The organism is Pseudomonas sp. PDM31 (genome assembly GCF_019218965.1).
Classification (GTDB): Bacteria; Pseudomonadota; Gammaproteobacteria; order Pseudomonadales; family Pseudomonadaceae; genus Aquipseudomonas.
In genome coordinates, this window is record NZ_JAHUWS010000020.1 from 1 (window position 1) to 13,933 (window position 13,933).

General features: G+C 57.1%; 10 protein-coding genes. 7 read left to right on the forward strand and 3 right to left on the reverse strand.

Features of this window, described 5'->3' with window-relative positions; all coding sequences use genetic code 11:
• Positions 1-102 precede the first annotated feature (102 nt).
• The 3 genes from KW839_RS26715 to KW839_RS26725 all read right to left on the reverse strand — a co-directional run bounded on the left by KW839_RS26715 (position 103) and on the right by KW839_RS26725 (position 5,365).
• Positions 103-2,442, reverse strand: coding sequence for an STY4851/ECs_5259 family protein (locus tag KW839_RS26715; protein ID WP_218425977.1), 2,340 nt, complete (start codon positions 2,440-2,442; stop codon positions 103-105).
• A gap of 875 nt (positions 2,443-3,317) precedes the next feature.
• A complete protein-coding gene (locus KW839_RS26720) occupies positions 3,318-4,565 on the reverse strand; it encodes a ribonucleotide-diphosphate reductase subunit beta (protein ID WP_218425978.1) in 1,248 nt (415 codons plus the stop codon).
• Positions 4,566-5,101: 536 nt separating this feature from the next.
• Complete coding sequence (locus KW839_RS26725) at positions 5,102-5,365, reverse strand: DUF2790 domain-containing protein (RefSeq protein WP_218425979.1); 264 nt, start codon at positions 5,363-5,365, stop codon at positions 5,102-5,104.
• A gap of 494 nt (positions 5,366-5,859) precedes the next feature.
• Between KW839_RS26725 and acs the strand changes: the two genes are divergently transcribed.
• The 7 genes from acs to argR all read left to right on the forward strand — a co-directional run bounded on the left by acs (position 5,860) and on the right by argR (position 13,907).
• On the forward strand, positions 5,860-7,815 hold the full coding sequence (gene acs / locus KW839_RS26730) for an acetate--CoA ligase (protein WP_060539728.1): 1,956 nt from the start codon (positions 5,860-5,862) through the stop codon (positions 7,813-7,815).
• Positions 7,816-8,517: 702 nt separating this feature from the next.
• Positions 8,518-9,297, forward strand: a complete 780-nt coding sequence (locus tag KW839_RS26735) for an ABC transporter substrate-binding protein (protein WP_060539729.1) — start codon at positions 8,518-8,520, stop codon at positions 9,295-9,297.
• A gap of 91 nt (positions 9,298-9,388) precedes the next feature.
• Positions 9,389-10,078: an ABC transporter permease gene (locus KW839_RS26740; RefSeq protein WP_034151464.1), complete on the forward strand. Its 690-nt coding sequence runs from the start codon at positions 9,389-9,391 to the stop codon at positions 10,076-10,078.
• Positions 10,075-10,773: an ABC transporter permease gene (locus KW839_RS26745; protein WP_060539730.1), complete on the forward strand. Its 699-nt coding sequence runs from the start codon at positions 10,075-10,077 to the stop codon at positions 10,771-10,773. The genes KW839_RS26740 and KW839_RS26745 overlap by 4 nt, the downstream gene beginning before the upstream one ends.
• A 1-nt stretch (position 10,774) precedes the next feature.
• Positions 10,775-11,887 carry a M14 family metallopeptidase gene (locus KW839_RS26750; protein WP_218425980.1) on the forward strand — a complete coding sequence of 371 codons (1,113 nt, stop codon included), beginning with the start codon at positions 10,775-10,777 and terminating at the stop codon, positions 11,885-11,887.
• 27 nt (positions 11,888-11,914) lie between these two features.
• Complete coding sequence (locus tag KW839_RS26755; RefSeq protein ID WP_007971015.1) at positions 11,915-12,679, forward strand: ABC transporter ATP-binding protein; 765 nt, start codon at positions 11,915-11,917, stop codon at positions 12,677-12,679.
• 247 nt (positions 12,680-12,926) lie between these two features.
• A complete protein-coding gene (gene argR, locus KW839_RS26760) occupies positions 12,927-13,907 on the forward strand; it encodes a transcriptional regulator ArgR (protein ID WP_060539732.1) in 981 nt (326 codons plus the stop codon).
• The last annotated feature ends 26 nt before the right edge of the window (positions 13,908-13,933 follow it).

Consider the following 13,933-nt stretch of genomic DNA (forward strand, 5'->3'; position numbering starts at 1 on the left):
TTAGTGCCTATGTCAGCAGGACACTGCTGCTAAGCTTATCCACAGTTGCTGATGCAAAAATCAGCAAACGGCCCTGGGTCAATTTTCAATCGGCAGGGTGGGTCAGTTTTCAATCAGCGCCAACAGTTTAGGATCAGAAAGCAACATTGCTTCAACTTCGGTGTCATTCAAAATTGTCGCGTTACTTATTTCGCAGATCGTGAATGTGTCTCGACTTTCCCATTGCAAGCGGCCGTTGTACCGTCTGATATTCAGGCTGAGCGCGCGCTGTTCGGTTTCTAAGGTGAGCTTAATAAACGCATCTTGTTCGTCGATAGCTCCCAGCATTTGAAGCATGTCATTTTGGTAGCTAAACAAATTTAGCAGCGTGGGCGATGAACCTACTTTGATCTCATAGTGCCGTTTTGGATGTGGCAGCGCCTCGCTCACCAGTTCCAGTTGCATGTAGAAACTTTGCCCTTGAGGTTGCCCTGAGGTCAATGCGATGCGATGACCTATAAGCTCAGGTAACGTAAGTTCGTGTGCTCGCGAGGGCCGGTCGTCTGGACCAATAAGCCGGGCTCCTTGATACGGGTACGGGAGGCGAAGTCGTAGTGGCTGATTGCTGCTTTTCTGGTCGATCTCCAGCGTAAAACCAGCAGGAGGTGTATCGGTTCGATGAATAAGGCAGAAAGTGGTTGCGGAGTGTTCAGACTCCAATCGCTTGGCCATTAGCAGCGAGCTGTCGATTTTTAAGTCAAGCTGGAGCGCACCTTTGACCTGCAATCGAGCAGGTTTTTCGGTGGTTGCGGGAAGCAACGAGGTACTGAATTCTTTGGGTAGGACGGCAAAGCGGCGAGTTAAAAGCGTTTTTCCCTTGCGGTTTTTCAAGGTGTAACGAACGACACCGAAGGGCCCGGTACGGCGAGGAGTGTCCAGGGGTTGCCCATTGGCAAATTCTAGAATATCGCCCAGACCAAACTCATAGTTTTCGGGCAACTCCAGTCGTGGCCAACCCAAATATACAACACCTGGGTTACTGTCATAGAGCCCCTGAACACCGGCCAGAGCGGGCTTTCGGTGTTCGTTTTGATTTTGATTTAATTCGATTCGATAGAGGTCAGGGCCATTTTGGAGCGATACATCTGCCCGTAGATCTAGCCACTGGCCGCTCTCTTTGTCGGTAGTCAGCAGCGATGGTGCGAGGCCGTCTGACGAAAAACTAAATTTGGTCGGAATGCGAATACGTGCGGACTCACCAGCGACACCGCAAGAAGATGTTCCGACCAATTGCCAGCAATCAGCCCGCTGCTCAAAAACTAACGGCGTTTCTTCGTAATCCAACTCGCTGCCGTCGAATTGGTAACATTGAACAACTCGTCCATTGTCGAGTAAGCGCAGCGTGACAGGTTCGCCTAGCCGGCGACGTTCTATTGATATTGAGGGATTGGAGAAGCGGATCGTCAGACGCGACTCGTTCAGCTGGGCATACACCGCAGGCCCACGAGCTAATATGTGCTCACCTTCGTAATAGGCTTGATCGAGCCGAGTGCTACCCAACTGCTGGGCATCAATGTCAAATGAGTGTTCCTTTGGCAAGGCCAGCTCTGTCCTAATCTTCCAGTCCGGCAGTGTGCCTAATAGAAAATGCTCACAGGTGAATGCTCTGGCTTGAATTAGTGCCTCTTTTCTATCGAGCCGCTGCTTGCCAGCATCATGTAGCCAATCATTAATCAGGCCTCTAGCGTTAGTTTCATCGAGAGGGATTGGAAAGGCTTCTGTCCACTCAGGAGCGACTTTATCCAGGTAGGCAGCAGGGTCTTTCTGATCCTTAAGCGAATATTGCCCCGCGAGATGCATCAACTGTTCAACAATGCCGGCAAGCAGCTGCCTGGTTTCTAGATTTCGAAAGGAAATTGGCAATTCATCTTCGTGCGCTGCTATTAGGTCAGCAGTTGTTCGGTGGCTGCTCCCTGCACTGAAGAGATTAATGCCTCGATTGACGGCTTTGCCAAAGCCATGTGATTCCTTTTGAACCAGGGGCCAAGGTAACCCACCTTCTGCGAAAAGGGACCCTAGCCAATCCCTACCGTTTTCACGGTACCGAATAGGGCGTTTCCAGTATTCCAGTCCTTTACTGGTCAAGGTTGCATGCTGGCTGTGTGAAAGTGAGACGGCTAACTCGCTCTCAGCGCCTGACCAGGACCATGAGCTGTTGTAATTTCTACGGTACTGCTCACTGACGAATAAACAAAAACATGCTCCCAGGTGTATGACCTGAACTGGGCTGGACGCTAGGCGAAGGTACTTTTGAAGTAAATCGCGTAAGGATGCGTACTCGTATTCGGACAGTTGGTAGCTATACAGAGGTTTTCCGTTAGGTCCTTTGAATAGCTCGCGGGTGAGCAAAAATTCGCTGAGCCAGGCTTTTATGGGATTTACAGCAGGAGTGAACGCGGTCATTGACGCAAATCCTTATGCTGAAGATTCAAAAGCATGCAGCGCAGCGCAGACCCTCGACGACGTCTCCAGCTGCACCACCTGAGTTTTTTTGGCGTGTGTCACTGTGCCATCTTCGCGAAACGCCGTCGACATTTGAATCTTGATGGGTTGGAGGCTCCAATCGGTATTTATGCTCGCAACAGCGCCGCTATTCTTGCGGCCGGGCACGCTGCCCTTGGGTTATCGAGCGCTTACCGCAAACCGCTCGTGCGCTGGTGGAGAGTTCGATTCGAAAGAGAGGGAGTCACGATTGGGTGAGTCGAGGAGATTGTGAACTTAGCTCGGCAGCGCCAGTGTGTGAATATCTGGCGCTGGATCATGATGCTGATTTGGTTACGCCCTTTTTGGTGGCCTTTTGCTATAGCCATATTCGGCGAAAGGCAGTTCAATACCCCATTTAGCTACTTTCAGTAAAGCAAAAGGAATTCCACACAGTATGAAATGGGGTCTGCAAGTTCATTATGGGTTCCACGGCGTAGGTCAAGGGTTGTTCAGTGCGGGGAGCTTTGTGATGCTCAACGGAACCGCTAGCAGCCAATTCAACTGGGTGTATGACTGCGGTACCTCTTCCTCCCAACATTATCTGGATAGTGCGCTGGGCGATTTGGAGCGTGACATCCGCACGCCAGCGGGCCGGCGCCCCTACCTTGATCTCTGTTTCACCAACATGAGAGCTATAGGCGCCAGGATGCTTTCCGAATCAGCTACGTGAAGGCTCACGTTTTCGCCGCAGAAAAACAAAAAAGGGCTGCCAGTTGGCAGCCCTTTTTTAGTGCATCCGTTTCACTCTTCGTGAGAAGGTTTCATGGTTTAGTGATTCTGAGCTAACTCTGGGATCAATCCCAGCTCAAAGCCCCACCAGTCTGATACTCAATAACCCGCGTCTCAAAGAAATTCTTCTCTTTCTTCAAGTCCATAATCTCGCTCATCCAAGGGAACGGGTTCGTAGTCCCCGGATACTCTTCCTTCAGACCAATCTGCGACAGGCGACGGTTAGCGATGAACTTCAGATAGTCTTCCATCATCGCCGCATTCATCCCCAACACCCCACGAGGCATGGTGTCGCGAGCGTATTCGATTTCCAGCTGAGTGCCCTGCAGAATCATCTGCGAAGCTTCTTCCTTCATTTCAGCATCCCACAAATGCGGGTTTTCGATTTTGATCTGGTTGATCACGTCGATGCCGAAGTTCAGGTGCATGGATTCGTCGCGCAGGATGTACTGGAACTGCTCGGCGACGCCGGTCATTTTGTTGCGGCGGCCCATGGAGAGGATCTGGGTGAAGCCGCAGTAGAAGAAGATGCCTTCCAGAACGCAGTAGTAGGCGATCAGGTTGCGCAGCAGTTCTTTGTCGGTTTCGACGGTGCCGGTTTCGAACTTCGGATCGGAGATGGAGCGGGTGTATTTGAGGCCCCAGGTGGCTTTTTTCGCGACCGATGGGATCTCGTGGTACATGTTGAAGATTTCGCCTTCATCCATGGCCAGCGATTCGATGCAGTACTGGTAGGCGTGGGTGTGGATCGCCTCTTCGAAAGCCTGGCGCAGGATGTACTGGCGGCATTCCGGGTTGGTGATCAGGCGGTAGACGGCCAGGACCAGGTTGTTGGCGACCAGGGAGTCGGCGGTGGAGAAGAAGCCGAGGTTGCGCATGACGATGCGGCGCTCGTCGTCGGTCAGGTCTTCCGGGTTTTTCCAGAGGGCGATGTCGGCGGTCATGTTGACTTCTTGCGGCATCCAGTGGTTTGCGCAGCCGTCCAGGTACTTCTGCCAGGCCCAGTCGTACTTGAAGGGTACGAGTTGGTTGAGGTCGGCGCGGCAGTTGATCATGCGCTTTTCGTCAACGGCGACACGGGCGGAGGCGCCTTCGAGTTCGGCGAGGCCTTCGGCGACGTCGAGAGAATCCAGAGCAGCCTTGGCGCGGGCTACTGCGGCGGAGTCAGCGGCGGTCACGGCGCGTGCTTCGAGGGCGGCGGCACCGCCGGCGCTGTCGAGACGGTCCATGTTGGCTTCGGTGGCGTGGCCAGCGTTGGCGCTCTTGACCGCTACTTCCGTGTCTTCTTTGTCGAATTCGTCCCAGCTCAGCATGACGTGTCGTCTCCTGCGTGAGGGCCAGAGTGCCCGTGTGAAAATGGTTGGTTGGTTTTTCACACGGCCGTACTGGCCGCGTTGGATCTAAAGGAAATCGTTTCTTGCGGCAGCTAACGCAGGCAATAAAACAGAATTTTGTACGGGGTTCCGAGAGCCTCTGACGGGCGCGGAAATCGGTAAAGATCTCTGCGTGGGCTTCAGACTGGCTATTGATCCCTGTAAGGGGATATTGCAGGCCCGTTAGGGCGGCATTATAGGGAAATTTTTGCCGTCGTGGTGCGGCGAATCGGCCTACAGATCGGTCGAGAGGACGGGTTTTTCGGTCGGAGCGAGGGTTTACAGGGCTTTGGGGGCCATAGATTTTTTTTCGGGGAAAAGGGCGCTTATTGGTTTTTGCTCAAAAAACAACCAAAAACCGGGTTTTTCACTACATCTTGTGTTTTTGCGAGCTTTTCGATGTATCCAGACACAACCGAGCCCGACGGGAAGCCGGGCTGCGAAATCGCCTCGATTTAGAGCGCGGGCGTTGTTGCTCAGCCATTGGAGCAGCCATTACCCATCATGCTGTAACGCAGGATATGCCGTTGACCTTGTGAGTCTTCGTATTCCATTTTCATCGGCACCACTTCACACACGTTTGGGGTTTCGCTCATGGAGATTACTTTGGCGATGTCCAGGTTGGTGGAGTAAGTATATTCCTCGATGACCGGTTGTTGCTGTGCGACATCGGTCGGGGCTTCGTCGGCCATGGCGTTCAAGCACAGGCTGCCCAGGGCCAGAACTAATAAAGCTTTCATCTGCTGTTACCTTTCTTGGGTCGAATGGGGTCACGCAACCTTTTTGGGGTTGCGTGCGGATCTGATTACTTGGGTTTGGGTTAACTGCCTTCGTGGGGGCTGTAACTTGGTTAACTCGGTTTGCCGGTTTGGCGGGGATGGATTTTAGGGCTGGGGGGTGCATTCATATAGGTGGGCTTTTGATAAACACTTTTGACAGATTTCGTAACAATCCCTGGAATCCAATTGGGTACGACTGCGAGGGGCCGGTTTGCTGTTGATATTGGTGGCGCTGTGCGTCAGGTAGGCCGCCATCGCTGGCAAGCCAGCTCCCACAGGGTTTTGGAGGCATCCCCTTCGTTGGGGGGCGACAGGAAATGCTCGGTTTGGCTGGCTGGGTAACTATTCAGGACATTTTGTAGGGCCTTGTTACTACCATCGTCGAATGGTTCTATGGGGCCGGCGCGACTACAACTGGGTCATACAAAAACAACTATTCCACCGAGGTAAGAAAGATGAGTGCGGCTTCCCTGTATCCCGTTCGTCCCGAGGTTCTGGCCAATACGCTGACCGACGAGGCGACCTACAAGGCCATGTACCAGCAGTCCGTCGTCAACCCGGACGGCTTCTGGCGCGAGCAAGCTAAACGCCTCGACTGGATCAAGCCTTTCACCACGGTGAAGCAGACTTCCTTCGACGATCACCATGTCGATATCAAATGGTTTGCCGATGGCACCCTGAACGTTTCCTACAACTGCCTCGACCGTCACCTGGCCGAGCGCGGTGACCAGATCGCTATCATCTGGGAAGGCGATGACCCTTCCGAGAGCCGCAACATCACTTACCGCGAGCTGCACGAACAAGTCTGCAAGTTCGCCAACGCCCTGCGCGGCCAGGATGTGCACCGTGGCGACGTGGTGACTATCTACATGCCGATGATCCCTGAAGCCGTGGTCGCCATGCTGGCCTGTACCCGGATCGGCGCGATTCACTCGGTGGTGTTCGGTGGTTTCTCGCCGGAAGCCCTGGCCGGTCGCATCATCGACTGCCGCTCGAAAGTGGTGATCACTGCCGACGAAGGCATTCGTGCCGGCAAGAAGATCCCGCTCAAGGCCAACGTCGACGACGCGCTGACCAACCCGGAAACCAGCAGCATCCAGAAGGTCATCGTGTGCCAGCGCACCGGTGGCGACATCAAGTGGAACCAGCATCGCGACATCTGGTACGAAGACCTGATGAAAGTGGCGGGCACCGTTTGTGCGCCGAAAGAGATGGGCGCCGAAGAAGCGCTGTTCATCCTTTACACCTCCGGTTCCACCGGCAAGCCCAAGGGCGTGCAGCACACCACTGGCGGTTACCTGCTGTATGCGGCCATGACCCACGAGCGTGTGTTCGACTACCGTCCGGGTGAAGTCTACTGGTGCACCGCTGACGTCGGTTGGGTCACCGGCCACACCTACATTGTCTATGGCCCGCTGGCCAATGGCGCGACCACGCTGCTGTTCGAAGGCGTGCCGAACTATCCGGACATCACCCGGGTGGCGAAGATCGTCGACAAACACAAGGTCAATATTCTCTACACCGCGCCGACCGCGATCCGCGCGATGATGGCTTCGGGCACTGCCGCTGTGGAAGGTGCCGATGGCAGCAGCCTGCGCCTGCTGGGTTCGGTGGGCGAGCCGATCAACCCGGAAGCCTGGGACTGGTACTACAAGAACGTCGGCAAATCCCGTTGCCCGATCGTCGACACCTGGTGGCAGACCGAAACCGGCGCGACCCTGATGAGCCCGCTGCCGGGTGCTCATGGTCTGAAACCGGGTTCTGCGGCGCGTCCGTTCTTCGGCGTGGTGCCGGCGCTGGTGGACAACCTGGGCAACATCATCGAGGGCGTGGCCGAGGGCAACCTGGTGATTCTGGATTCGTGGCCAGGCCAGGCACGTACGCTGTATGGCGATCACGACCGCTTCGTCGATACTTACTTCAAGACGTTCCGTGGCATGTACTTCACTGGTGACGGTGCTCGTCGCGATGCCGATGGTTACTACTGGATCACCGGTCGCGTGGACGACGTGCTCAACGTGTCTGGCCACCGCATGGGTACCGCCGAGATCGAAAGCGCGATGGTCGCTCACCCGAAAGTTGCCGAGGCAGCGGTGGTGGGCGTGCCGCATGACATCAAGGGGCAGGGCATCTATGTGTATGTCACCCTTAAAAACGGCGAAGAGCCGAACGAGCAATTGCGCCTGGAATTGAAAAACTGGGTGCGCAAGGAGATCGGTCCGATTGCTTCACCGGATGTGATTCAGTGGGCGCCGGGGCTGCCGAAGACTCGTTCGGGGAAAATCATGCGGCGGATTCTGCGCAAGATTGCTACTGCTGAGTACGACGGATTGGGAGATATCTCCACCTTGGCCGATCCGGGTGTGGTGCAGCATTTGATTGATACGCACAAGACGATGAATGTGGCGTAAGCGTCGCGTCTGAGTCGCTCAGAGCCCTGCCCGGCATTGCGCCTGGCGGGGCTTTTTAATGTCTGGGGATTGTGTGTTGGTTGTGCCGGCCTCTTCGCGGGCAAGCCCGCTCCCACAGGGGGGGGGTGGTGTGCGGATGATCTCTGTCCAGCTGTATGAAACTGTGGGGCGGGCTTGCCGACGATAGCATTCGGTCAGACACCACTTAAACAGTAGCCAATAATTATCGGCTTTGTACGTAGGGCTATTCCTACTGTTACCCCGCGATTGCTCAGGTTACTGAATGTGTAACCGCATCGCGCCGATCCGGGGCATTGGGAAACGCTTAGCCCTGATCCAGGGCATCACAACCACGGATAATAAATAAGATCCCACGCTACGCTTGCCGGATTAGAAGGCTTTGCCAATAATAGGCCCGCAATTTGCAATGTTGATTGGTTCACTCCCTTTTGCTCTTGCATGATTTTGCAGGGGCTGTCAACGCGCCTGACGGCATTCTCGGTGCTTCTGTAACTAGTTGTCGCATTGAAGAAATATCGGCCTCGGGCCTGTCGTTAGAATGCCGATCACTCGCTCGTCGTTGCCGGTGTTGAATTCAACGCTCGTATCCCGGGACGCAGCATTGCTTTTCGGTTCTACTCATTCGCATATTGGGCTAACGCTCACTCTGCCGTTTCAGCCCTATACCGATGGAGTCCCAAGATGAAGAAACTCGTGCTGCTTGGCGCCCTGGCACTGTCCTCCGTGCTGTCCCTGCCAACCTTCGCCGATGAAAAGCCTCTGAAAATTGGTATCGAGGCGGCTTACCCTCCGTTCGCTTCCAAAGCGCCGGACGGCAGCATCGTTGGTTTCGACTACGACATCGGCAACGCCCTGTGCGAAGAGATGAAGGTCAAGTGCGTTTGGGTCGAGCAAGAGTTCGACGGTCTGATCCCGGCGCTCAAGGTGCGCAAGATCGACGCCATCCTGTCGTCGATGTCGATCACTGAAGACCGCAAGAAGTCCGTGGACTTCACCAACAAGTACTACAACACCCCGGCCCGCCTGGTCATGAAGCAGGGCGTTCAGGTCAGCGAAGGCCTGACCGAGCTCAAGGGCAAGAACATCGGCGTGCAACGTGGTTCGATCCACGAGCGTTTCGCCCGTGAAGTCCTGGCCCCGCTGGGTGCCGAGATCAAGCCATACGGTTCGCAGAACGAAATTTACCTCGACGTGGCTGCCGGCCGCCTCGACGGCACCGTGGCAGACGCTACGCTGCTGGAAGACGGCTTCCTGAAAACCGACGCTGGCAAAGGCTTTGCGTTCGTCGGCCCGGCGTTCACCGACGTCAAATACTTCGGTGACGGCGTAGGCATCGCCGTGCGCAAGGGCGACAAGGCCGAGCTGGACAAGCTCAACGCCGCCATTACTGCCATTCGCGAGAACGGTAAGTACAAGCAAATCCAGGACAAGTACTTCGCTTTCGACATCTACGGCAAGTAACCCGTCCAGGCGACAAGTCCGAAATGGCGCAAGCAACAGAATCTCTGCGGTTTGCGCCATTTTTTCATCCCAACTTCCGAGGACCTGAATCATGTTGAAAGGCTACGGGGCTGTCATCCTCGATGGCGCTTGGCTGACGCTTCAGCTCGCCTTGTCGTCCATGGCCCTGGCCATTGTTCTGGGTCTGATCGGCGTGGCGCTGCGTCTGTCGCCGGTGCGCTGGCTGGCCTGGCTGGGCGACCTGTATTCCACGGTAATCCGCGGCATTCCCGACCTGGTGCTGATCCTGCTGATTTTCTACGGTGGCCAGGACCTGCTCAACCGCGTCGCACCGCTGCTCGGTTTTGACGACTACATCGACCTGAACCCATTGGCCGCCGGTATCGGCACCCTGGGCTTCATCTTCGGTGCGTACCTGTCGGAAACCTTCCGTGGCGCCTTCATGGCGATCCCCAAGGGGCAGGCGGAAGCCGGCATGGCGTACGGCATGAGCAGTTTCCAGGTGTTCTTTCGGGTACTGGTGCCGCAGATGATTCGTCTGGCGATCCCGGGCTTTACCAACAACTGGCTGGTTCTGACCAAGGCTACCGCGCTGATTTCGGTGGTGGGTCTGCAAGACATGATGTTCAAGGCCAAGCAGGCGGCCGATGCCACCCGCGAGCCTTTCACCTTCTTCCTCGCGGTGGCGGCGATGTACCTGGTGATCACCAGTGTGTCGTTGCTGGCATTGCGTCACCTTGAGAAGCGCTACTCGGTAGGCGTAAGGGCGGCTGATCTATGATCTTCGACTACAACGTCATTTGGGAGGCCATGCCGCTGTACCTCGGCGGCCTGCTGACCACCCTCAAACTGCTCGGGCTGTCGCTGTTCTTCGGCCTGCTGTGTGCGTTGCCCCTGGGCCTGATGCGCGTTTCGAAGAACCCGGTCGTCAATATGTCGGCCTGGCTCTACACCTACGTGATCCGCGGCACGCCGATGCTGGTGCAACTGTTCCTGATCTACTACGGTCTGGCACAGTTCGAAGCGGTGCGTGAGAGCTTCCTCTGGCCGTGGCTGTCCAGCGCGACCTTCTGTGCGTGCCTGGCGTTTGCCGTCAACACCAGCGCCTACACCGCCGAAATCATTGCCGGCAGCCTGCGCGCCACGCCGAACGGCGAGATCGAAGCGGCCAAGGCCATGGGCATGTCACGTTTCAAGATGTACAAGCGCATCCTGCTGCCGTCGGCCCTGCGCCGGGCGCTGCCGCAGTACAGCAACGAAGTGATCATGATGCTGCAGACCACCAGTCTGGCGTCCATCGTGACCCTGATCGACATCACCGGTGCCGCACGCACGGTCAACGCCCAGTACTACCTGCCGTTTGAGGCGTACATCACCGCCGGCGTGTTCTACCTGTGCCTGACGTTCATTCTGGTGAAGCTGTTCAAGCTGGCCGAGCGCCGCTGGTTGGGCTACCTGGCCCCGCGGAAGCACTGATATGGAACGCATCGATCATGTGTTGCCGTGGAGCCACTTGGGCAGCGAACGCCAGATCTCGGTGTTTCGCTTCGGCAGTGGCGAGCGCAAGGCCTACATTCAGGCCAGCCTGCACGCCGATGAACTGCCGGGCATGCGCACAGCCTTCGAGCTGAAAAAGCGCCTGGCCGAACTCGAAACCCAGGGCTTGCTCAACGGTGTGATCGAACTGGTGCCGGTGGCGAACCCGCTGGGCTTGAGTCAATTGCTCCAGGGCAATCATCAGGGGCGTTTCGAGGCGGGCAGCGGCAAGAATTTCAACCGTGACTTCGTCGAGCTGAGCGCGCCAGTGGCCGCTGCGCTGGACGGACACCTGGGCGATGACCCGCACGCCAACATTCGTTTGATTCGCCAGGCCATGAGCGATGTGCTGGCCGCGCTGCCACCGGCATCCAGCCAGTTGCAGGGCATGCAGCGCATCCTGCTCAGCCATGCCTGCACCGCTGATGTCGTGCTGGACCTGCACTGCGACGCCGAAGCGGCGCTGCACATGTATGCCTTGCCGCAGCATTGGCCGCAGTGGCGTTCACTGGCTGCGCACCTGAATGTGCGGGTCGGGTTGCTGGCGGAAGATTCCGGCGGCAGTTCCTTCGATGAAGCCTGCTCGCTGCCATGGCTGCGTTTGTCGCGTCTGTTCCCGGATGCGCAAATTCCACTGGCGTGCCTGGCGACTACCATTGAATTAGGTGGTCAGGCCGACACCGGTCGCGCCGAGGCCTGCGCCCATGCTGAAGGCATTCTGGCGTTCCTCGCCGGGCAAGGTCTGATCAGTGGCGAATGGCCACAAGCTGCGCAAGACGCTTGCGAAGCGATGCCGTTCGAAGGCACCGAATTGCTGATGGCACCGCACCCGGGTGTGGTGAGTTTCCTGCGTAAACCCGGTGAGTGGGTTGAGGCCGGCGACGAGATTTTTGAAGTGATCGATCCGTTGGCGGATCGGGTCAGCACGGTGTGTGCTGGTACGTCCGGGGTGCTGTTTGCCATTGAACGGCTGCGTTATGCCCAACCCGGTTTCTGGCTGGCCAAGGTGGCGGGGCGCGAAGCGCTGCGTCACGGGCGCTTGCTCAACGACTGACTGACTGTTTTTGTGAGAACCGACCGCATGTACAAACTTGAAGTCCAAGACCTGCATAAACGCTACGGCAGTCACGAAGTGCTCAAGGGTGTGTCCCTGAAAGCGGCAGCCGGCGATGTGATCAGCATCATCGGCTCCAGTGGCTCCGGCAAAAGTACTTTCCTGCGCTGCATCAATCTGCTGGAGCAGCCACACGCGGGCAAGATCCTGCTCAACAACGAAGAGTTGAAGCTGGTGGCGAACAAGGACGGCGCGCTGAAGGCGGCTGATCCGAAGCAGCTGCAACGCATGCGTTCGCGCCTGTCGATGGTGTTCCAGCATTTCAACCTGTGGTCGCACATGACCGCGCTGGAAAACATCATGGAAGCGCCGGTACACGTACTGGGCGTGTCCAAGGCCGAAGCCCGCGAGAAGGCCGAGCACTACCTGAACAAGGTGGGCGTGGCGCATCGCAAGGACGCTTACCCGGGCCACATGTCCGGCGGCGAGCAACAGCGCGTGGCGATTGCCCGGGCGCTGGCGATGGAACCGGAAGTGATGCTGTTCGACGAACCGACCTCGGCCCTTGACCCGGAGCTGGTGGGTGACGTGCTCAAAGTCATGCAGGCCCTGGCTCAGGAAGGCCGGACCATGGTCGTGGTGACCCACGAAATGGGCTTTGCCCGTGAAGTGTCGAACCAGTTGGTGTTCCTGCACAAAGGTGTCGTTGAAGAGAGCGGCAACCCGCGTGAAGTGCTGGTTAACCCGCAATCGGAGCGTCTGCAACAGTTCCTTTCGGGCAGCTTGAAGTAAACCGAACTCCCGTTGCGCACCGGGATAGTGCATGCTTCGCAACCTGGATGCCGGCCCAATCCCCTGTGGGAGCGGGCTTGCTCGCGAAAGCGGTGTATCAGTCAACATCGTTGCTGTCTGAACCACTGCTTTCGCGAGCAAGCCCGCTCCCACATTTGATCTTTGCTGGTTTCGGGATTTGCGTACATTTGCGGGCTAGCATTGGCCCATGCCTTCATCACTGTTCTTCGTTTCGGATTGCCCGCCCATGACTGCCCATCGAATTGGTTTCCTGATTTGGCCCAGCACTAAAGCTCTGACGCTGGCGCTGGCTGAGGAGGCCTTGCGTGTTGCCCAGCGTGTGCATCCGGACGTGGTCTACGAACTGTCGTTCCTGCAGGCCGAGCCACCGGTCGAAGGCGCCTGGCAATTGCCCGGTGAGGCCTGGACCGGCAAGCTCGAAAACTTCCAGAAACTGTTCCTGCTCGCCGATGAGCCGCCCACCGCATTGGCGCCGGCGCTCAGTAGTGGGCTCAAGCAACTGGTGCGTGCCGGTTGTGTGATCGGCGGTTTGTCCGCGGGTGTTTATCCGTTGGCGCAACTGGGTTTGCTCGACGGTTATCGCGCGGCCGTGCACTGGCGCTGGCAGGACGATTTCGCCGAACGTTTCCCGAAGGTCATTGCCACCAGTCATCTGTTCGACTGGGATCGTGATCGCCTGACGGCTTGCGGCGGCATGTCGGTACTCGATTTGTTGCTGGCAGTACTGGCCCGTGATCACGGCGCGGAACTGGCCGGTGCGGTGTCGGAAGAGTTGGTGGTCGAGCGCATCCGCGAGGGCGGGGAGCGTCAGCGCATTCCGTTGCAGAATCGTCTCGGCTCCAGCCATCCCAAGCTCACGCAAGCCGTGCTGCTCATGGAAGCCAACATCGAAGAGCCCCTGACCACAGACGAAATCGCCCAGCACGTGTGCGTGTCCCGTCGGCAGCTGGAGCGCATCTTCAAGCAATACCTCAACCGCGTGCCGAGCCAGTATTACCTGGAGTTGCGCCTGAACAAGGCCCGGCAGATGTTGATGCAGACCAGCAAGTCGATCATCCAGATCGGCCTGTCTTGCGGCTTCTCGTCGGGGCCGCACTTCTCCAGCGCTTATCGCAACTTCTTCGGCGCCACGCCGCGGGAAGATCGCAACCAGCGCCGCAGCAGCAGCCCGTTCGAGTTGTCGTCGGTGCCTCCGGAGCGCGGATAGGTTTCACCCATAAGCTGATCGAGCGC